18 protein-coding genes and 1 pseudogene are annotated in these 18,909 nt (G+C 70.0%); 10 read left to right on the top strand and 9 right to left on the bottom strand.

The genetic code is table 11. From position 1 onward, the window contains the following. Nucleotides 1-7: 7 nt before the first annotated feature. A complete protein-coding gene (locus ACP4J3_RS47955) occupies nt 8-739 on the top strand; it encodes a flavodoxin family protein (RefSeq protein ID WP_426544091.1) in 732 nt (243 codons plus the stop codon). 178 nt (nt 740-917) lie between these two features. Here the strand turns inward: ACP4J3_RS47955 and ACP4J3_RS47950 are convergent, their stop codons facing one another. Next, the gene (locus ACP4J3_RS47950; RefSeq protein WP_426544089.1) at nt 918-1,835 is read right to left on the bottom strand and encodes a hypothetical protein; all 918 of its coding nucleotides are present in this window, start codon (nt 1,833-1,835) and stop codon (nt 918-920) included. Nucleotides 1,836-1,846: 11 nt separating this feature from the next. Beyond that, the gene (locus ACP4J3_RS47945) at nt 1,847-2,209 is read right to left on the bottom strand and encodes a DUF805 domain-containing protein (protein WP_426544087.1); all 363 of its coding nucleotides are present in this window, start codon (nt 2,207-2,209) and stop codon (nt 1,847-1,849) included. A gap of 336 nt (nt 2,210-2,545) precedes the next feature. Between ACP4J3_RS47945 and ACP4J3_RS47940 the strand changes: the two genes are divergently transcribed. Then, nucleotides 2,546-2,848, top strand: a complete 303-nt coding sequence (locus tag ACP4J3_RS47940) for an aldo/keto reductase (RefSeq protein ID WP_426544111.1) — start codon at nt 2,546-2,548, stop codon at nt 2,846-2,848. Nucleotides 2,849-3,301: 453 nt separating this feature from the next. Here ACP4J3_RS47940 and ACP4J3_RS47935 read toward each other — a convergent pair whose 3' ends face one another. Further along, nucleotides 3,302-4,723 carry an alpha/beta hydrolase gene (locus ACP4J3_RS47935; protein ID WP_426544085.1) on the bottom strand — a complete coding sequence of 474 codons (1,422 nt, stop codon included), beginning with the start codon at nt 4,721-4,723 and terminating at the stop codon, nt 3,302-3,304. A 319-nt stretch (nt 4,724-5,042) separates the two neighbouring features. Next, nucleotides 5,043-5,780 (bottom strand): MerR family transcriptional regulator, encoded by a 738-nt coding sequence (locus tag ACP4J3_RS47930; RefSeq protein ID WP_426544083.1) that lies wholly within the window; start codon nt 5,778-5,780, stop codon nt 5,043-5,045. 179 nt (nt 5,781-5,959) lie between these two features. Between ACP4J3_RS47930 and ACP4J3_RS47925 the strand changes: the two genes are divergently transcribed. Beyond that, nucleotides 5,960-6,616, top strand: coding sequence for a hypothetical protein (locus ACP4J3_RS47925; RefSeq protein WP_426544081.1), 657 nt, complete (start codon nt 5,960-5,962; stop codon nt 6,614-6,616). A 133-nt stretch (nt 6,617-6,749) separates the two neighbouring features. Beyond that, on the top strand, nt 6,750-7,520 hold the full coding sequence (locus tag ACP4J3_RS47920) for an MBL fold metallo-hydrolase (RefSeq protein ID WP_426544079.1): 771 nt from the start codon (nt 6,750-6,752) through the stop codon (nt 7,518-7,520). A gap of 195 nt (nt 7,521-7,715) precedes the next feature. Here ACP4J3_RS47920 and ACP4J3_RS47915 read toward each other — a convergent pair whose 3' ends face one another. Further along, the gene (locus ACP4J3_RS47915) at nt 7,716-8,408 is read right to left on the bottom strand and encodes a TetR family transcriptional regulator (protein WP_426544077.1); all 693 of its coding nucleotides are present in this window, start codon (nt 8,406-8,408) and stop codon (nt 7,716-7,718) included. Between the two features lie 186 nt (nt 8,409-8,594). Between ACP4J3_RS47915 and ACP4J3_RS47910 the strand changes: the two genes are divergently transcribed. After that, nucleotides 8,595-10,337, top strand: a complete 1,743-nt coding sequence (locus tag ACP4J3_RS47910; protein ID WP_426544075.1) for an ABC transporter ATP-binding protein — start codon at nt 8,595-8,597, stop codon at nt 10,335-10,337. Next, complete coding sequence (locus ACP4J3_RS47905) at nt 10,334-12,130, top strand: ABC transporter ATP-binding protein (protein WP_426544073.1); 1,797 nt, start codon at nt 10,334-10,336, stop codon at nt 12,128-12,130. Before ACP4J3_RS47910 ends, ACP4J3_RS47905 begins: the two co-directional genes overlap by 4 nt. On the opposite strand, the gene ACP4J3_RS47900 is transcribed toward ACP4J3_RS47905, so the two are convergent. Beyond that, nucleotides 12,127-13,554 (bottom strand): MFS transporter, encoded by a 1,428-nt coding sequence (locus tag ACP4J3_RS47900; RefSeq protein WP_426544071.1) that lies wholly within the window; start codon nt 13,552-13,554, stop codon nt 12,127-12,129. The genes ACP4J3_RS47905 and ACP4J3_RS47900 overlap by 4 nt on opposite strands. Before the next feature lie 93 nt (nt 13,555-13,647). On the opposite strand from ACP4J3_RS47900, the gene ACP4J3_RS47895 reads away from it, so the two are divergent. After that, nucleotides 13,648-14,295 (top strand): TetR/AcrR family transcriptional regulator, encoded by a 648-nt coding sequence (locus tag ACP4J3_RS47895; RefSeq protein ID WP_426544069.1) that lies wholly within the window; start codon nt 13,648-13,650, stop codon nt 14,293-14,295. On the opposite strand, the gene ACP4J3_RS47890 is transcribed toward ACP4J3_RS47895, so the two are convergent. Together ACP4J3_RS47890 and ACP4J3_RS47885 are read right to left on the bottom strand one after the other, a co-directional pair. Then, nucleotides 14,240-14,875 (bottom strand): antibiotic biosynthesis monooxygenase, encoded by a 636-nt coding sequence (locus ACP4J3_RS47890; protein WP_426544067.1) that lies wholly within the window; start codon nt 14,873-14,875, stop codon nt 14,240-14,242. The two genes, ACP4J3_RS47895 and ACP4J3_RS47890, sit on opposite strands and share 56 nt — an antisense overlap. A gap of 321 nt (nt 14,876-15,196) precedes the next feature. Beyond that, nucleotides 15,197-15,505: a hypothetical protein gene (locus tag ACP4J3_RS47885; protein WP_426544063.1), complete on the bottom strand. Its 309-nt coding sequence runs from the start codon at nt 15,503-15,505 to the stop codon at nt 15,197-15,199. Nucleotides 15,506-15,576: 71 nt separating this feature from the next. On the opposite strand from ACP4J3_RS47885, the gene ACP4J3_RS47880 reads away from it, so the two are divergent. Together ACP4J3_RS47880 and ACP4J3_RS47875 are read left to right on the top strand one after the other, a co-directional pair. Further along, a complete protein-coding gene (locus tag ACP4J3_RS47880; RefSeq protein WP_426544061.1) occupies nt 15,577-16,398 on the top strand; it encodes a hypothetical protein in 822 nt (273 codons plus the stop codon). 336 nt (nt 16,399-16,734) lie between these two features. Beyond that, on the top strand, nt 16,735-17,487 hold the full coding sequence (locus ACP4J3_RS47875; protein ID WP_426544059.1) for a hypothetical protein: 753 nt from the start codon (nt 16,735-16,737) through the stop codon (nt 17,485-17,487). A 572-nt stretch (nt 17,488-18,059) separates the two neighbouring features. Here ACP4J3_RS47875 and ACP4J3_RS47870 read toward each other — a convergent pair. Next, nucleotides 18,060-18,593, bottom strand: coding sequence for a CbrC family protein (locus tag ACP4J3_RS47870; protein WP_426544057.1), 534 nt, complete (start codon nt 18,591-18,593; stop codon nt 18,060-18,062). A gap of 187 nt (nt 18,594-18,780) precedes the next feature. Here ACP4J3_RS47870 and ACP4J3_RS47865 point away from each other — a divergent pair. After that, nucleotides 18,781-18,909 (top strand): annotated as a pseudogene (locus ACP4J3_RS47865) (transposase family protein); the annotation flags it as partial.

The raw sequence follows: 18,909 nt of genomic DNA, 5'->3' as shown, positions 1-18,909 counted from the left end.
TTCCCCCATGGCAGCCCCATCCTCCACCGATGCCCAATACAGCTTCGACGACCTGACGGCCCTCTTCATCAACTGCACCCTCAAACCGTCCCCACAGCTCAGCCACACCCAGGGGCTGATCGACAAGAGCGCGCAGATCATGATGTCGCACGGGGTCACCACATCCGAGATCCGCGCCGTCGACCACGACATTGCGCCCGGCGTGTACCCGGACATGACCGAGCACGGCTTCGCGACGGACGAGTGGCCCGAGCTGTACGAGCAGGTGATGGCCGCGGACATCCTGGTCATCGCCGGGCCGATCTGGCTGGGCGACAACAGCTCCGTGACGAAGAAGGTGATCGAACGCCTCTACGCCTGCTCCTCGCTGCTCAACTCCCAGGGCCAGTACTCCTACTACGGCCGCGTCGGCGGCTGTCTGATCACCGGCAACGAGGACGGGGTGAAGCACTGCGCGATGAACGTCCTCTACAGCCTCCAGCACCTCGGCTACACGATCCCGCCCCAGGCGGACGCGGGCTGGATCGGCGCGGCCGGCCCCGGACCGTCGTACCTGGACCCGGATTCGGGTGGCCCGGAGAACGACTTCACCAACCGCAACACCTCCTTCATGGCCTGGAACCTGATGCACCTCGCCGCCTTGCTGAAGCGGGCCGGAGGCGTCCCCGCCTATGGCAACCAGCGCTCACAGTGGGACGCCGGCTGCCGCCCTGGCGCGGACAACCCCGAGCACCGCTGAGTCGCTGCGCGGCGGAGGGGAGGGTGCCTCGACCTTCGCCGGGCAGCTCAGGACGGCGCCGCTGTGTTCCGCTGCACGGGAGCGGAGACGGGCGTGCTGGCGCGGCCGCCTCGGGGAACGCCGCCGCGCACGCCTCGTCAGGGCACCCGGGTGGGCGGTGGGTCGGGGCCGCGGAGAGCTACTTCGTACTGAACTTCAGTACGGCGCGGTCCTTGTGGACCGCGGTGCCGTCGACGGTGGTCTCCTTGCCGCCCGCTGTGGCGAACCCGGCGCCCCCGCCGTCCCCGAAGCTCATGTTGCTCACGAATCCCGAGGAATCGCTGCGCGTGATGGTGACCGTGGAGCCCTGCACGGTCACGTGCAGATCCCATTCGCCGACCACGAGGTCCACCGGTCCGGTGACGAGGATTTCGCAGTTGCCGTCCTTGCAGGCTGCGGTGTCCTTGCCGTCCTCGGCCTTGGGCAGCGGGCCGGTCGAGGACGGGCTGGGGGTGGGCGAGGGCGAGGGCTTGGCGGGCGGGACACAGCGGGGTGCCAGCCGGTGCGCGACTGCGAGCTTCGGCTCGTCGGCGACCACGCCGGACAGTCCCGGCTTCGGCATCTTCAGCGCCTCGACCAACTCGGCGACGCGCTTGGCGCGATCGGTCTTCTCCTTCTGGGAGAGCCCGTAGACGGCCATGAAGTCGGACAGCTCGTCGGCCTCCTTTGCGGCCTTGGCGACGTCCTTGGCCAGCCGGTCGTGCAGTCGGTCCGCGGCGGTGATGCCCGTCTTTCTCATGCCGTCGAGCCCTTGCGCGAGCGAGTCGAGTGACGATGAAGTCCCCGACAGATAACTGTCCGTCTCGATGTCGATCGGCGTCATCGCATCGGCGGGGGGATCCGTGACGTTCTTGATGCCCCTGGCGCTCTCCTCCTTCAACGTCTCGAAACCGTCGGTGGCCTCACACATCCCGTCGGCCCAGACGACGAGCGCACGGCTCGGTACGGGAGACGATGACGGCTCGGCCTCGGACGTGTCCTCGTCCGTCGAACAACCGCCGACGGCCAGTACGCCCCCGACCACCACCGCGGCGACGCGCTTCGCTCGTGCAGGCATGCCCATCCCTCTCACCAGTCCACCTTCCTCTCGGGCGGCCGGCCGTAGTCGTTGGTCTCCGGGTCGCCGCGTTCGCAGAGGAACGCGATCAGCACGATGAGCCCGATCAACGGGATCAAGGACCAGAAATACGACCAGCCGCTCCGGTTGCAGTCGTGCATCCTGCGCACGAAGACGCCCAGCGTCGGCACGACCAGGAGCAGCCACACGAAGGCGACGACCGGGACCTCCGACTGGACGGTCAGGGCGGTGCTCGCGATCAAGCAGATGATGTAGAAGAGGAAGAACCACCAGTACTCGGCCCGGGAGGCCCGGCCCGACCAGGAGAAGGTCTGCGCAAAGCCACGCTTGACCGCTTCCGAGAAGCTCACCATCACGCCCATCCCCTCATCGACGTCGGCGAGTACCGTAGGCCGACCCGGCGGGGACCCGTCCCGGCGCCGTCCCGCCTGCGTGAGCCCTGTCGGGAATGGCTATGGTGCGCCGAGCTCGGTGCACGACTCGTAGATCACGTGATCCCGGACCGTCGCCGCCTCCAGTCGATACCGGAAAAGTGCATCTTCCTCTTGTGCCAGCGGAACGCCCGCCAAGGAGCGGCTGACTGAAGCGGTGCCGCTGTCACAGACTCCAAGGGCCGGTCCAGATCGGAATGCCGTCCACAGCACGGCCTCGCGCCAGCCACATGCGCCGACGGCGACACCCGCGGCACGATCCCCCGCTCCAGCAAGGACAACCGCGCCGCCAACCAGCAACTGGTCGACCACGTCGCCCCCCTGGCCCGCGCGAAGGACGCCGGCCCCGGGCAGGTGGCACTGGCCTGGCTGCTCGCCCGACGCCCGTGGATCGTCCCGATCCCCGGCACGCGTCGTATCGAGCGCGTGGAGGAGAACGCCGCGGCCACGCTCGCGGCGCTGTCCGTCGACGAGCAGGCTGACCTGGACGCGGCAGCAAGCCGCATCGGTGGCCAAAGAGACCGCTACAACGCGCTGCACATGGGCTACGTCGGCAAGTGACCGAGCGTCGCCGGGACGGGACACTCTCAGCGGTCGAGGGGTGCCGCCTCGCACACAGGGCCTCGCGCACAGGGCGAAGCGGACGTCCTGGCAGGGCAGCGGAGGTTGTAGCGTTGGCGAGCGTGCGGATTGTGTGCCTTTGAGGGCCCCTTGGGCGATGCGGTGGGACGAGTGAGCTGCGGCCGTAGCCGGGCGCGATCCTCCCATCTCCACTCTCCGGACCCGGTGTAGTGGGTCACGCCGCGTCACCTGGCCGGTGACGACGGCGCTCTCGCCGAGCGGATCGGCGATACCTTGGCCGGCCTCGGCCGGCTACATGGCCCCCCACTTCCCGCTACACCCTCTTGCAGGTGAGCCGGCACGAGCTGTGCGGTGCCGAATGGATTGCGGTGCTTCACCGCCGGGACCCCGTACCAGGCCGGCTACTGCCGGTCGACCGGGGCACCGGGCCACTCAGAGTTTGCAGCGCGCCCCTTCACCGGGTGTTTTCAGGCGGATGAGGTAGTCGGCGAGGGCGTCGTTGATGCAGGAGTTGCGGGCGAGAGCCGCGCCGTGCTGGCTTCCCTCGACGGTCAGCAGGCTGCCGGCGAGAGTCTTGGCGAGGCTGATGCCGCCCTCGTGCGGCGTCACTCCGTCGCCGGTGGTGGAGATCGTCAGCGTGTCCGGCAGGCCCTTGATGCCGGTCGCGTACGGATGGCCGAGCGTGGGCTGCACGGGCCAGTGCTCGCAGCCGTCGCGCGCCTCGGTGACGGGCCGGCCTGTGGCGGCGAACGGTGCGGCCTCCAAGAAGGCGCGTTTCAACGCGGTCTCCTCGGCCGGGCTGTTCCGTTCCTCGTCGAGGCAGTTGATCGCCAGTGTGGCCTCCAGAGAGTTCGAGTACGTCCCGTCTGCCGTACGCTCGTGAATGATGTCTCGGAGGGCGAGCAACGTGTCCCCGCGACCGTCTCGCAGGTCGGCGATCCCAGCGATGATCGCCGGCCACGTCGCCTCGGTGTACAACCCGGAGGTGACACCGCCGGTCGCTTTGACGAAGGTCAGTTCGCGCCCCTTGCCGGCCGGGACCGGCTTGTCGATCAAGGGCTGGGCAAGGTTCTGGAAGACCTCGGTGGCCCGCTTCGGATCAGCGCCGAGCGGGCAGTCCGGCATGGCCGAGCAGAAGGCCGCCATCTGCTCGAACGACCGCTGCAGACCCTCGGCCTGCTGCACCCGTCGTTCACGGCTGCCCTTCAAGGGGTCGAACGCGCCGTCGAGCACGAGCGCCCGCACCTTCGCCGGGAACATCTCGGCATACACCGCACCCAGCCGGGTGCCGTAGCTCGTGCCGGCGAACGTGAGCTTGTCGTCTCCGAGCACCTCGCGCAGGACATCCATGTCTCGTGCGACATCCCGAGTGCCGACGTGCGCAAGCGTGTCCTCGCCGCCGGAGCGCTCGGCACACTGCTCGTACAGATGCTTTGTCTCTTGCTCGGTCCAGTCGTCCGGGCCGGAGTCGAACGAGGCGATCACCGCGTCATTTTCGCGTTCGGCATCGGTGTAGCAGTCGAGCGTCGGCGTCGAGCCCCCGACACCGCGCGGATCGAACCCGACGAGATCGAACGACTCCGTGATCGGGCTGGACGCCCAGGCCTGTGCCGCCTGCGGCGCGAAACTCGTCCCCGGGAAGCCGGGCCCGCCCGGATTCAGCACCAGCGAACCGACAGGCTTCTCTCCCCGCGCGGCGACGCGGAACACGGCGATCCGAGCCGACTTACCGTCGGGCTCTTCGTAGTTCAGCGGTACTTCCAGGCGAGCGCACTCGTACTCGGTCCGGGGCCAAGGCTTCTTCGGCTTCGCTGTGCCGGGCGACGGCGGCGGCTCGCAGGCTTCGAACGTCATCTCCTGGTCATAGAACCGGTCGAGCGCCCGAGCGGCGCCGCCCTCCGCCTCCCCTCCCGGCCCACAGGCGGCGAGCAACGTCAGGGGCACGACGGCGGCAACAGCCGCTGCCCGCAGTCGTCGAGGTGTTCGCATGGATCTCCTGGTCTTCGAGATGTCTCGCGCCCGAGCGTCGCGTTCACGAACGGGCAGGCGTTCTCGCGCGAGGTCAGCCGGGCACGCCGACTTTTCTCCATTGCGAACCATGCCCTCGGGGCATGGTCAAGCCGCGCACGCGGCAAGGATCCGGTTTGGGCGGGCTCTTGACCCCGCCGCGGCGTCATTCCCCGACAGCGTCGTTCTGCGAAAGCAATGCGTGAATACGTCGCAGGACGTCGAGCTGTGCCTCGTTGTAGAACTCGCGCAATGCCTGCACGACCACCGACTGGGCGATCGCCCGTTCCCGACGGGAGGAGGTTTCCAGGTCACGCAGGAACGGGTGGTCCTCCTGCTGTTGGCGTGCTTGGGGCGCGAGTTGTTGCGCGAGCTGCCGCCGCACGTCCTCGGGCGCATCCGCGGGAAGGGCTTCGAACTGCGCAGCGACGTCACTGCGAGGTGCCGAGAGCTGCTCCTGGATCGCGGACATCGCCGCCGGGGTGAGAATGCTGGAGTACACCAGCAGGAGGGATCGCTGTGCCTCCGGCAGCTCGTCGGGGAGCGCCTCGAAGCCGGCCGGCAGGTCGATCGAGGCCCCACGGTCCAGGATCGCCGCCAGTTCCCGTCGCATCCGCTGCTGGCGCTCGATACTCGCCGCGAGTTCTGCGTCCAGGGCGCGCAGGGTCTGTTCCCCCTTCCCGTCGGCGGCCTCGATCGAGGGGATGTCCGACAGCGGCACGCCGAGGTCGACCAGCCTGCGGATGCGCAGCAGGCGGACCAGGTGCTCGACGCCGTACCGCTTGTAGCCGTTGGCCGCTCGTTCCGGCTCGTCCAGCAGGCCGATCTTGTGATAGTGCCGGACGGTTTTCAGCGTCGTGCCGGCGAGTTCGGCCAACTGACTGGTGCTCCACGCCACCGGCATGCCCCTTCCTCGGGTGCTCCGTTCCCAGCGAGACGGATTTGACCATGCCCTTGGGGCACGGAGTGTGATGGATGGCCACCACAGTCTGCGAGACACGACAGCGATGCTCACACCGGACAGCGCCCGTCACAGGATCTCACCTGCGCAGCCCGGGCCGAGCGAGTAACGGGAGCCAAAACATGATCAAAGAGTGGCGGCGGCGTCGGGCCGTGCAGCGGGTCAAACCCGGAGACGGACGAGCGCTGCAGCGTTTCCGCTGGTGGCAATTGCCGTTCCGCGCCCTGTTCCATCTTCACCTGACGAGCGACGACGGCAGCAGGCAGACGGTCTACACCGTCGACGTCAGGCACTGGCAGAACCATACGTCCGACAATCTCAAGGCCCACCTGTACCGCGACGGCAGGCAGCACGCGATGTCCAGACTCCCCGCCGTCTTCCCCGTCCCGGGCGGCATCGTCGAGGTGCGGATGAGCCCCTTCGGCCTCAGGCGCTGCCACTACGTCACCCACGACGGTCCCGAATACCAGCTCGTCCCGGACCCCCACTCCGCCGAGGGATGCCGAGCGCGCCTCGAACGCGAGCACCCCGCGCTGGGCCGCGCGATCGGTCTCCTCTCGCTGGGCGTGCTCTTCGCCAGCCTGGCCGTCCTCATCCCACAGATCGCCGAACAGCTCACCAGAGCCGAGGGCATCGCCCAGTACACCGGGACCTTCACCTCGCCCATCGATCTACCGAAGTGGGGCAACACCGCGCTCGGCCTCGCCACGCTGACAGCCGGCACCGAGCGAGCCCTGCGGCTGCGCTACAGCCGGCTGCTCGACGGCGGAGCAGGATGAACGAGCCCTCTTCCCAGAAACTCGTCGCCCGGCCTCATGACGTCGGTCCCACAACACCACCCCCAGACCCGCACCAGCGGCCCCGGAATACCCTGTGCCCTTGATCAAATCCGCTACATATCAGGATCTCGGGATGAATGACGAGCTTCTTCACCTCACGGTCTTGGGCTGCGCGACGCCCTACCCGAGTGCGGACAATCCGTGCTCCGGCTACCTGGTGTCGAGCGGGGACACCCGTATCTGGGTGGACGCGGGCAGCGGGACGCTCGGTCCGCTCCAGCGTCATGCGCGCCTGGATGAGCTCGATGCGATCTGGATCTCGCATCTGCACGCCGATCACAGCGCGGACCTGCTCACCGCGTACTACGGCGTCCTGTACGCGGACATCGACCTCGCAGCACCGATCCCTCTCTACGGTCCGCCCGGAATCGCCGACCGGTTGGCCCACTTCCTCACCAACACTCCGGCCCGCAGCCCGATCGAATCCGCCTTCGCGGTCACCGAGTTGCACGACGGGCACCAGGCGGTCATCGGCTCGCTCCGACTGACCAGCCGGGCCGTGTCGCACGGCATTCCGGCCTTCGCCGTGCGCATCGAGGCGGCGGGCAAGTCGCTGGTGTACTCCGGGGACACGGCACCGTGCCCGAGCCTCACGGAGCTGGCGGAGGGTTGCGACGTGCTGTTGTGCGAAGCCGAGAGCGCACAGGCACCGGTCGAGGGCGAACAGGTGCACCACACGCCCGAGGACACCGGCGACACAGCGAGCACGGCCGGAGTCGGCCGACTCATCGTCACACACGTCGGCCGCTTCCTGACGCCGCAGCAAGCGGTGGCACGCGCCTCGGCGCGGTTCGACGGTCCCGTCGACCACGCCGCCCCCGAGGCCACGTTCTCGATCGGCTAGGCCGCGGCCGCCCTCGGGGTGAGCTGACTGCCCGCCCCTCGTCATCGCGCTCATCGCCCAACACGGCTGTATGAGCGTTGGCTTCAACCCCCAATGCGGCGGCCGACAGGGTGGCCGTTCACTCTGACGTGGAAGGACGTGTCTGGATCCGGGAACCCTTCCTGGGCGATGTCGTGCATGCGGACACGCGCGGCGTCAGTCGGCCGTCAGTGCGATCGTGTCGGGGACGGCGTCGAACGCCTCGCTGACGCGGGCGGCGAGCGTGGCGCGTCCGCCCTTGCCGCGGCTGCCGGCGCCTTTGCCGCGTCCGGCCGTCCAGTTCTTGGCGCCGACGCGGTAGGCGCCGAAGGCGATTTCGCCGAGGAGGCGCAGGCGTACGTCCTCGCGGCCGTCGCGGCCGAGTTTGGCTTCGAGCTGTTCGACGATCTGTTCCTGGTGGTGAGCGGCCATGACGAGGCTGTGTTTGCGCAGGCTGTTGTGGCCGGCGGCGAGGCGGCGGGTGGCCAGGAAGCGGCGGGGCCAGTCGTCGTCCATGCCGGTGATGGCGCTGGTGAGCGCGGTACGCAGGGCGGTGAGGACGTCGCCGTGCAGGTCGGTCGCCGTAAAGGTGTCGACGTAGGCGATCCACAGTTCGGCCTCGGCGGCGAGGGCGACGGATTCCTTGGAGGAGTAGTAGCGGAAGAAGGTCCGCTTGGAGATCTCCACCTCGTCGACGATCTCGTCGAGGGTCACCTCGTCGAAGCCCCGCTCGGTGAAGCGTGCCAGTGCCACGCCGGCCAAGGCGTGGAAGGTGCGCTGCTTCTTGCGCTCGCGCAGTGGCAGGGCGCGGTCGTCCGGGCCGCGGGTTCTGGCCGCAGCTGTAGAGGAGCCGGAGGTCGGGATCGCCATGCGCGTCACTTTAAGCCCTCCGCAAGGAAAAAGCCTCTGATGAGTCACTGCCTCTCATGGCATACTGCCACTGAGTGACACATTCTAGTCCTTGCGTCCGCTCGGTCCGGAGTCCGCCATGCCCACGCCTGTCTCCCCCTTCACCTCGATGTCCGCCTTCCTGCCGACCGGCCAAGGAGGGTGCGCGTGAGCGTCCTGTTACGTCTGCTGGGCGCCGGCCTGCGCCCCTACGCCGGGTCCGTGGCCGCGATCGCGGCCCTGCAGTTGGTGCAGATCACCGCGACGTTGTATCTGCCGACACTGAACGCCGACGCCATCAACCACGGGGTGCTGACCGGCGATACGGGGCATGTGCTGCGGGTCGGCGGAGTGATGCTCGGCGTGACGCTGGTGCAGATGATGTGCGCTGCGGCGGCCGTGTATGTGAGTGCGCGGACGGCGATGGCGCTCGGGCGGGATCTGCGGGCACAGGTCTTCGTCCGTGTGCGGACGTTCTCGGTGCGGGAGGTCGGGAGGTTCGGCGCGGCCTCGCTCATCACCCGGACCACCAACGACGTGCAGCAGATCCAGACGCTGGTGGTGCTGGTGTTCACGCTGGTGGTCGCCGCCCCGGTGATGGGCGTGGGTGCATTGGTGATGGCGCTGCGTCTGGACGCGCCGTTGTCGTTGCTGCTGGTGGTGGTGCTGCCGGTGCTGACCTGCGCCATGGGCGTGATCTTCGGCCGTCAGATGCCGCTGTCGGCCTCGCTGCAGCAGCGGGTGGACCGGGTCACCAAGGTGGTGCGGGAGCAGATCACCGGTATACGTGTCGTACGGGCCTTCGTGCGTGACCGGCACGAGCAGGAGCGGTTCGCCGAGGTGAACCGGGACCTGCTCGATGTGGGCCTGCGGCTGGGGCGATTGCAGGCGTTCGCGATGCCGACGGCCATGCTGATCATGGAGTTCTCGGGGATCGCGGTGCTGTGGTTCGGCGCGCATCGGGTGGCCGGCGGCGGGATGCAGGCCGGGACGCTGATCGCGTTCCTGCAGTACCTCACGCAGATCCTGCAGGCCGTGATGATGGCGATGATGGCGTTCCTGCTCTCACCCCGGGCGAGCGTGTGCGCGAGGCGCCTCCGCGAAGTCCTCGACACCGACAGCAGCCTGACCCGGCCCGCCTCGCCGATAACCGAGCCGCCAGAGCCCGGCCGTCTGGAGTTGCGCGGCGTCGGCTTCCGCTACCCGGGCGCGCAGGAGCCCGTCCTGCGCGGGGTGTCGCTGACCGCCCGGCCCGGCGAGACCGTCGCGGTCGTCGGCTCGACCGGCAGCGGCAAGACGACGCTGCTGCACCTGATACCCCGGCTGCTCGACGCCACCGAAGGGCAGGTCCACGTCGGCGGCGTCGACGTAAGAGAGCTGGACCGGCCCTGCCTCGCGGCGACGGTCGGACTGGTGTCGCAGAAGCCGTACCTCTTCTCCGGCACCATCGCCTCCACCCTGCGCTATGGCCGCCCCGACGCGACCGACGACGAACTGTGGCAGGCACTGGACGCCGCGCAGGCACGTGACTTCGTCGAGGCCCTGCCCGAGGGGCTCGACGCGCCCGTCGCACAGGGCGGCGGCAACCTGTCCGGCGGGCAGCGTCAACGCCTCGCGATCGCCCGGGTGCTGCTCGCCCGCCCGGACATCTGCCTCTTCGACGACTCCTTCTCCGCGCTGGACGCGGCCACCGACGCCCGCCTGCGCGCCGCCCTCGCCGAGCGCACCGCCGGCGCGACCGTCGTCATCGTCGCCCAGCGCGTGGTCACCGTCCGCCACGCCGACCGCATCGTCGTCCTGGACGAGGGCCGGGTCGGGGCGATCGGCACGCACAGCGAGCTGATGGAGGCCAGCCCCATCTACCGGGAGATCGTGCTCTCCCAGATGACCGCAGAGGAGGCGGCCGTATGACGGCCGAAGGCGCGAACACCGCCAAGCCTCAGGACTTCCGCCGCTCGGCCGCGCGGCTGCTGCGCGCCCTGGGCCCCGACCGCCGGCTGCTGACCCGGTGCCTGGCGCTGAGTGTGGTGAGCGTGGCGCTGACCGTGTCGGTGCCGATGGTCCTGGGCCATGCCACGGACCTGATCGTGCGCGGGGCGGCCGGCGGGGGAGTGGACTTCGCGCGGGTCGGGCGGGTGCTCGCGGTGGCGGCCGTGCTCGTCGTCGTCTCCGCGTCCTGCGCTCTCGCCCGTGGACGCCTCGCCCAGGACATCGGCCAGCGCACCGCCTACCGGCTGCGCGAGCAGGCATCCGCCAAGCTCGCCGTCCTGCCGCTGAGTTACCTCGACCGCCGCCCGCGCGGTGACCTGATCTCCCGGCTCGCCAACGACGTCGACAACATCGCCCTCACTCTCCAGCAGCTCCTGACCAAGATCGCGGTGTCGCTGCTCAGCGTCGTCGGCGTACTCGGGATGATGCTGTGGCTGTCGCCGCTGCTCACCTTGGTCGCGGTGGCGTCCCTGCCGGTGGCCGCGGTCGTCACCCGGCTGCTGGGACGCCGCTCGCAGCCCGAGTTCACCCGGCAGTGGCGGGCCACCGGCGAACTCAGTGCCCATGTCGAGGAGATGTTCACCGGTCACGATCAGGTGCTGCTGTTCGGCCGCGGCGAGGATGCCCAGCGGGTCTTCGAGCAGCGCAACCACGCCGCGTACGAGGCCGGCCGGCGTGCCCAGTTCTTCTCCGGGGTCATCGAACCCGCCATGGCCTTCCTCGGTCACCTCACCTTCGTGGCCGTCGCCGTGTTCGGCGGGCTGCGGGTGGCTTCGGGTGCGATGACGGTCGGCGAGATCCAGGCGTTCATCACCTACACGCTGCAGTTCAACAACCCCATCACCCAGGCCGCCGCCCTGGTCAACATCGTCCAGTCCGGCATCGCGTCGGCGGAACGCCTCTTCGAGTTCGTCGACGCCGACGAGCAGACTCCCGACCCCGCCGTCCCCCAGCGACTCCACGAGGTCGCGGGCAGGGTCGAGTTCGAGCAGGTCTCCTTCCGCTACGAACCGGCCGAGCCGCTGATCGAGGACCTGGACCTCACCGTCGCCCCGCACCAGACCGTCGCCATCGTCGGCCCCACCGGCGCCGGCAAGACCACCCTGGTCAACCTGCTGATGCGCTTCTACGACCCCACCGGCGGCCGCATCACCCTCGACGGCACCGACATCGCCACCCTGCCCCGCGCCGAACTGCGCGCCCGTGTCGGCATGGTGCTCCAGGACACCTGGCTCTTCGAAGGGACCATCGCCGCCAACATCGCCTACGGCAAGGACGACGCCAGGCACGAGGAGATCGTGACGGCGGCCAGGGCGGCCCGCGCCGACCACTTCATCCGCACCCTCCCCGACGGCTACGACACCCTCCTCGACGAGAACGGCACCAACCTCAGCGCGGGCGAGCGCCAACTGCTCACCATCGCCCGCGCCTTCCTCACCGAGCCGTCGATCCTGGTCCTGGACGAGGCCACGTCCTCGGTCGACACCCGCACCGAAGCCCTGGTCCAGCGCGCCATGGCCGAACTGCGCACCGGCCGCACCAGCTTCGTCATCGCGCACCGGCTGTCCACCATCCGCGACGCCGACACCATCCTCGTCATGGAGGCCGGCCACATCGTCGAACAGGGCACACACCAGGACCTGTTGGCCTGCGACGGCGCGTACGCACGTCTGTACGAAGCCCAGTTCACGCAAGCGGCGGCGCAACGTGTCTAATCGCGCCGCGCAGGCAGCGCGAGCGAGACGACGGCCACGGCAGCCAACACGACGGCGATGGCCAGGAAGGCGCGTGCGTATCCGGCCGTGAGTGCCTCAGCTCCGGCGGAGTGGGCGGCGGCGACCACGGACAGCGCGGCGAGGCCGAGCGCGCCGCCGACCTGCTTGGTGGTGTTCATCAGCCCGGAGGCGGCACCTGCGTGGGCCGGGTCGACGCCGCTGGTGACCGCGGTGGTGATTGGGGTGAGCAGGAGCCCGGTGCCGACGGAGATCACGATCGCGGGACCGAGCACCCCGTCGACGTAGCCGCTGCCGGCGCTGATACCGCTCTGCCACCAGAACCCGGCCGCGGAGACGAGGGCGCTGGTGACGATCAGGGTGCGCGGGCGGACGTACCGCATCAGGCGGGGTGCGAGGCGGGCGCCGACGACCATGGTCACCAGGGTGTGCGGGAGGAAGCCGACGGCCGTGCGCAACGGGCCGTAGTGCAGGACCTGTTGCATGTAGAGGGAGAGGAAGTACCACATCGGGATGAGGCAGGCCCCGGTCAGCAGCAGGATCAGGTTGCCCACGCCCACGGACCGGATCCGGAACAGCCCCAAGGGCACCAACGGTGCCCGCGCCACCCGCGCCTCCACCCAGAGGAAGCCTGCCAGCACCAGCACCCCGGCCGTCGTCATCCCCACGGTCACCGCATCACCCCAGCCGCGCGACTCCGCCTGGGCCAGCCCGCAGGTGAGGGCGGCTATCCCGGTGGTCGCGAGCACGGCCCCCGGGACATCGAGACGCGGCGGCCTGCGCCCCTCGCCCCGCCCGACCGGCAGGAAACGCAGGCCCAGCAGCACACCCACGGCCCCGATGGGCACGTTGACCAGCAGAACCCACCGCCACGACAGGTACTGGGTCAGCGCGCCGCCGATGAGATTGCCGGCCGCACCGCCCGCGACCCCGACCGCCGTCCAGACCGCCAGTGCCCGCGTACGGGCCGGGCCCTCGGGGAACGTCCCGGTCAGCACCGTAAGCGTCGCGGGTGCCAGCAGCGCTGCCCCGGCCCCCTGCGCAGCGCGCGCCGCGATCAGCGCGCCCGGCGCCCCGGCGAGCCCGCCCGCCAGGCTGGCGGCCGAGAACAGCCCGAGCCCCAGCACGAAGGCCCGCCGATGCCCCAGCACATCGGCGAGGCGACCACCCAGCAGCAACAGCCCCGCGAAGACGAGTCCGTACGCGTTCACCACCCACGACAGTTCCGCCGGGGCGAAGCCGAGGGAGAAGCGGATCGACGGCAGGGCGACGTTCACCACGGAGACGTCCAGCACCACCATGAACTGCGCCGCACAGGCCAGGCCGAGCACCCACCCCGGGCCGCGCCACCCGTCCACCCGAGCCGCCGGCCCATCCTCCACGGCCGCCGTCCTGCGCTGCTCCATGCCGTCCCGCTCCCTCACCAGGCATGCGTGGCCACGTCTTCGACCCTTTATGATACGGCGTACCAATAACAACTCCGGGGAGCGAGAGCGACCGTGCCAAGGACCGCGGACCATGCGCAGCGCCGGACCCAGATCATCGACGGTCTGGTCCGCGTGGCCACGCGCGACGGCCTGCACGCCGTGACCATGCGCGCGGTCGCGGCCGAGGCCGGAGTGTCCGTCCGGCTCGTGCAGTACTACTTCGAGACCAAGGCCAAGCTGCTGCTCGCCGCCCTGCGACACCTGGAACAGCACAGCCACGAACGCTGGGCGGCCCGCCTGTCCGCCTTGCCGCGCTCACCGGCCCCGCGCACCCGCGTCGAGACCCTGCTCGCCGAAGCGCTCCCCACCGACGAGGCCAGCCGGACCTTCCATACCCTGTGGACCTCGTGCGCGATGCTGGCCATGACCGACCCCGAACTCGCCGCCCAGCCCTTCGCCGAAGGCCCCGACCGCCTGGAGACCCAGCTCGCCGACCTGCTGCGGCAGGCCCAGGCCGACGGCGGGCTCACCCGGGCGGTCGACCCCGACATCGAGTCCGCGCGCCTGCTCGCCCTCAGCCACGGCCTCGGCACCAGCGTCCTGGTCGGCCGGCGTACCCCGGAGGCCGCGATGGAGGTCCTGAACCACCACCTGGACCTGCTGTTCACGCCCCGCCGAGCCGCAGAGCGCGGCACAGGCGCCAGCGCCCACCGTGGGTGAGACGCACCCCGGGCGTACCCGAGAAGACTTCGTGCCCCTTGTCGTGGTGACCGGACTCGGCGGCCTCCTGATGCGCCTCGACGCTGGTCCACTCCGTGTACAGCAGGACGCGGCTGCCGTCGGCGCTGTGCAGGAAGTGGGCAGAGATCGCGCCGGGATGACCGCCTTCCGCCGGCTGGGCATCGATCACCGCGTCGGTGAATGAGCGTTGCCGCTCGGGTCCGTCGACGTCGAAGGCGGCAGTGATGACGCAGCCGGGGACGCGGGTCTCATCCGCCTCGGCCATGCTGCGGTACAGCCCGTAGCTGGGTGGCCCGGCCACGGGCGCGGCGTAGCCGCCGTCGCGCAGGTACGCGTCGTACGCCACGGCGCTCTCCCACTGCGCGAGCGACAGCAGGGTCTCGCCGTCGGCGCTCGCGAACCAGCTCACGGCGCAGAGCCCGCGGGGCGGGGAAGTGCCGTCCAGCGCCTGGACCTCGGCGTCGACGACCAGTTGCTGCCGGTCGTGGCCTCCGACGTAGCGGGTGCCGACTACGGCGGTGCCGGCGCGGGCGATGTCCGGGAAGCGGTCGGTGGCCAATGTGGTCTCCCTGAAGGTGAGTGGACGTCAAATCCCGTCGATGATGCGGGGGTGGGGGTCTGGTCGGGCAACTGCTTTACCGAGCCGAACGGCGCGTACGTACTGGGTGCAGGCCGACGCGCGGTGCGAGGACCTGTGCCGGCAGTTGGGGCAGACGGAGGACTTCGCCGGCCACTTGGGCTGGCTGATGGAGGTCACAGCCGAGGCGGACAGGGAGACGGTGCGATGGCTCGGCAAGCCACTGGCCGGCCTCGGGGGGGGGCGGGGCGGCGGCACGTTCGCGGTGATCAGCCACTCGGACGCGGGTAGGTCCACCCTGACTTAGAAGGCAGCCGTCTTCCCGCCGAAGCCCACCTTCACGCCCGAGTACTTCGCCGTCGTACGGCCCGTCGACCTCTCCCGGTCCCAGCAGTTCCGGCGCGGGATCACGCAGTTGGACGAGAAGGGCGTGTCCAGGTCCTGGTTTCCGATCTTCGCGGGGACCAGACGCCGGTGCTCGCGGCCGTCGGGCAGACGCACTTCGACGTCGTCAGCGCGCGGATGGGGGCCCTCTTCCCCGACCGCTGGCAGGCGGGCTCCTACGAGCGGGAGTCCCCCGACGCCCGGCTGGACCACCTCATCGTCGCTCATGACTAGGGGGTACACCGGACCGAGGAAGCGTGACCCGCGAGCCTACTCTCACGTGAGGGTAGACTTGGCCGATGGGAGACTCTGCGGCGAGGAGGCGGACGATCGTGGCGGGTGTGGCGGTGTGTCCGTCGTGCGGGGAGGCCGAGGACCTGCGTGGCGAACCCGTGAACGGCGATATTCGGATCACTTGCCTGAGCTGCGCCGCGCAGTGGATGCGCGGCGGTGTGCGCTGCGCAGGCTGCGGCGGTCAGGACATCGTCCATCGCCCGCAGGCCATGACCCGGCACTCGCGGGGCACTCAACTCTCCATCATCGGCTGGCGCGAACTCCCGCTGTGCCGCCGTTGCGACGCCGAGGTTCTTGAGACCTCCATCGCCCAGAACACCCCCGTGCCCAGCGACTACGTCGCCGCCTGCCTCGGCGCCGCCCGGAAGCCCGCGGTGGATGCCGCACCGCAACCGGGCCCACCGGCCCCCACGCCGCCCCCGAAGCCTGCTCCCGCCGCCGCGGCCACACCGGCTACGGCCGCGAAGAGTTCACCCCCGCCGCGCGCCCCGGCCCGCCCGCGTCAGCCCCGACCGAAGGCTGCGCCGTTGCCGACGCCGTCCATGGTGCCCACGGTGCGGCAGGCGATCGCCGCCTTCATGGGGGAGGGGCCCGGGCAGGCCGATGCCACCGCGATGCTGCTGCTGGGCATCCATCTCGGCTCGCACAACCGGCTGACCGTCCTGGAGGAGGACGGTGCCGCCGACCGCCTTGCCGAGTGGTGCCTAGGGCATTGGGGCGACGGCGGCGACCGCGCCCGGGAAAGCCTGAGCGCGATCTGCCGAGCGATCGACTTCTGGGGCGCCCGCGGCTGGCTCGCCTCCGACCCCGCCGCCGCCCTGCGCTGAGCGCACCACGACCGGAAGCAGCCGAATCCATCGGCGCACAACTTTGTCTCAACGTAAAAGTCAGGTCCTGTACACCCAGTCCACCACCGGCTTCACACGAACCAGACTCTCGCGTTAGGTTAGAGATGAACGGCCGGAAGGCTGTCGTTCGTCCCGCCTCGGGCCACAGGGGCGGGGCGGCGGACCCGTCGTTGCGAGGTGGCCGCCGGCCGCAGCCCGCGAGGAGCGGCATGTCCTGGCGCGCAGGTCTCACCGGCCCGTACTTCACCGGCGCGGCCTCGGGCCGCGTTTCCGACGCCACCCGGCCCGTCCGTCCCGAGTTCCCAAGGAGTCCGCATGCTGTTCTCGACCTCGCCCCCCGACGCCGGATCCCCCCGGGGCGCGGCGGACGTCGAGCGCCTCGCGGCCGCCGCCGTACACCTCGCCGGCACCCTGCCGACCGCGCGCCCCACACTGGCCGTAGTGCGCGGCTGGAACCGCGGTGACCGGGAGCGGGCCCGGCTGCTGTGCGCACGCCTGACCGAAGAGGGTGTCCGCAGCACGGAGTTGAGCCCGGTCCCCGAAGCCGGTGCGCGCGGCGGCCCGGAACGCGGCGTTCGGCGCCCGGCGGTCGACCTGCTGGTGCACGCCGGAGGACCGCAGCCGGAGCAGGCCATGCGGGCCGCGGCTCTGTGGCGGCTGCCGCTGCTCGTCGAACGCCGGGCGGGGCGGTCCGGTGGCGAGCCGAACGCCTTCGGGACGCACCGCAGCCCCGTCATCGGCATCCACTTCTCCGATGGCGGCTTCGGCGTCGCGGTGCGCGAGGCCAGCCTGGTCTCACCGCAGCCGCACCCGGGCAACGCCCGCTTCATCCTCGACAACGAGAAGATCACCGCACCCGGCGACCAGCCCCTGCGCATCACCCTGACCGATCAGGGCCTGCTGGAGGCGCGCGGCGGGTCCTTCGGCAGGCGCCTCATCCGCCGCCTGCGCTTCGAACGGGCCTGGGGTGCCTACCGGTTGGACGTGGACGGCGCCCCCGCCCGCGATGTGCGCGCCCCGCTGCGCATCGAGGTCCTGCCCGGCCGCCTGCATCTGCTGCACCCGTGAGTGACGCCGACGCCCGGGGTGAGGCGGGCGGGTGTCTCGCCCCAGCATGCACGGCCACGGCCTCCGGCCCGCAGGGGGACGGCTCGAGATGAGCGAGTCGGCACGTCGCCGATCTCCAGGGGTCACCCGTCGCACGGGCATACCCTCACGTGACGTGAGGGTGACGGTGGTTCGCGCTCAAGGAGGCCGCGCCAGGGAGAGTCGTGGCCGACGATGAACAAGCACGATCTCCTCATTGCCGCTGCTGGCCTTCGCCCGACTTGCTGCTGGTTCCGGTGAGGGCCTGACAATCCATCTGAATTGGCGTTCGTCTCGTTCGGGCTGCCCGGAGCCACGGCTCACTGCCGGTTTACGGAGTGGCCCAAGGTCCGAGCGACCGGGGCAAGTATGGCTTGAAGATCCACTTGATCACTGGGCGACAGCCCGGCCCCCTCCCGCTGGGTCAGGTCATACCGCCGATCCGATCCCGGTGCGGTCGACGGCGACGCAGGCAAGCTCCATGCTGACAAGGGCTTTGCCGGCATCGCCTGCACCCTCATCTGCCGCCGCAGACTCGCCAGAACGGACGATCTTCAGGATGCGTCGGCGTAGGCGAGGTGGGCGCCGCAGACGGTGCAGAGAAAAAGCATGGCGGTCGCCGCCTCGCCCAGGTTGGCCAGGAAATGCTCAAGCTCGTTCGCGTCGTGCCAGCCGTCGAAGCGCATGTCGGCCCGCAGTTGGTCGAGGGCTTCGGGATGTGCTGCCAGCTCGGTGTACCCGACTTCGCCCACGAAGGCGGCCGCGTCGTGGCAGTGGGTGAGCCAGTGTGGATCCTGCCAGGCGTGGAAGCCGGGAGTGCGGCGGGTGACCTCATGCAGGACGTCCTCGCTGATGCCCTCGAGCCCGTAGGAGTCGGTGAATTCACCCGCGAAGCGTTCAGCCGCGCTCCCGTCGGCGATGCACCAGGGGCAGAAACGCCCGCTGACCTCGTGGGCGGTAAAGAAGGTCGCCGTGTAGATCCAGCCCGTGCTTCGCCCGCAGCAGGCGCACGTCTCGGCGGCCGCGCGGATGGCTCCGCTTGCGAGCGGATCTGGGTGATAGCGGAAGAAGGGCAGCCCGGCACTCATCGCCGCTTCCCGATCTTCGTCTCCGTGGCCATGCCTATTGACCCGCATGCAGGGCAGTCTGTCCGCAAGGAGGTCAGTGATCAACCGGCGACGTCGACTCGCTGACCCGGCCAATTGAGACAGCTTGTGACGAGTTGGTGCGTGATTGCGGGTGAGCGTCGTGTCTGGCCGGTGGCATGATCCGTCTGTGTCGGTCACGGTCAATCGGGCGGTGCTGGCGCACCGGCTGTTCACGGGGATCTCTCGACGTCATCTCGCCCGCCTGGTCGAGGAGTTGGCGATGCCGTGGCAGGCCGGGGTCGAGGGTCGCCGCCAT

The sequence above is a fragment of the Streptomyces sp. UG1 genome (assembly GCF_049974585.1).
Taxonomy (GTDB): Bacteria; Actinomycetota; Actinomycetes; order Streptomycetales; family Streptomycetaceae; genus Streptomyces.
The sequence above is the reverse complement of the archived record's forward strand: the minus strand, read 5'-3'. Positions and strand labels throughout refer to the sequence as shown.

Excerpts from the sequence above, each read along its gene's own strand:
- ACP4J3_RS47875 (WP_426544059.1), top strand. The coding sequence starts at position 16,735 with ATGCTGTTCTCGACCTCGCCCCCCGACGCCGGATCCCCCCGGGGCGCG.
- ACP4J3_RS47905 (WP_426544073.1), top strand. The coding sequence starts at position 10,334 with ATGACGGCCGAAGGCGCGAACACCGCCAAGCCTCAGGACTTCCGCCGC.
- ACP4J3_RS47900 (WP_426544071.1), bottom strand. The coding sequence starts at position 13,554 with ATGGAGCAGCGCAGGACGGCGGCCGTGGAGGATGGGCCGGCGGCTCGG.
- ACP4J3_RS47880 (WP_426544061.1), top strand. The coding sequence starts at position 15,577 with ATGGGAGACTCTGCGGCGAGGAGGCGGACGATCGTGGCGGGTGTGGCG.
- ACP4J3_RS47955 (WP_426544091.1), top strand. The coding sequence starts at position 8 with ATGGCAGCCCCATCCTCCACCGATGCCCAATACAGCTTCGACGACCTG.
- ACP4J3_RS47885 (WP_426544063.1), bottom strand. The coding sequence starts at position 15,505 with ATGAGCGACGATGAGGTGGTCCAGCCGGGCGTCGGGGGACTCCCGCTC.
- ACP4J3_RS47925 (WP_426544081.1), top strand. The coding sequence starts at position 5,960 with ATGATCAAAGAGTGGCGGCGGCGTCGGGCCGTGCAGCGGGTCAAACCC.
- ACP4J3_RS47935 (WP_426544085.1), bottom strand. The coding sequence starts at position 4,723 with ATGACGTTCGAAGCCTGCGAGCCGCCGCCGTCGCCCGGCACAGCGAAG.
- ACP4J3_RS47870 (WP_426544057.1), bottom strand. The coding sequence starts at position 18,593 with ATGAGTGCCGGGCTGCCCTTCTTCCGCTATCACCCAGATCCGCTCGCA.
- ACP4J3_RS47930 (WP_426544083.1), bottom strand. The coding sequence starts at position 5,780 with ATGCCGGTGGCGTGGAGCACCAGTCAGTTGGCCGAACTCGCCGGCACG.
- ACP4J3_RS47945 (WP_426544087.1), bottom strand. The coding sequence starts at position 2,209 with ATGGTGAGCTTCTCGGAAGCGGTCAAGCGTGGCTTTGCGCAGACCTTC.
- ACP4J3_RS47915 (WP_426544077.1), bottom strand. The coding sequence starts at position 8,408 with ATGGCGATCCCGACCTCCGGCTCCTCTACAGCTGCGGCCAGAACCCGC.
- ACP4J3_RS47950 (WP_426544089.1), bottom strand. The coding sequence starts at position 1,835 with ATGCCTGCACGAGCGAAGCGCGTCGCCGCGGTGGTGGTCGGGGGCGTA.
- ACP4J3_RS47920 (WP_426544079.1), top strand. The coding sequence starts at position 6,750 with ATGAATGACGAGCTTCTTCACCTCACGGTCTTGGGCTGCGCGACGCCC.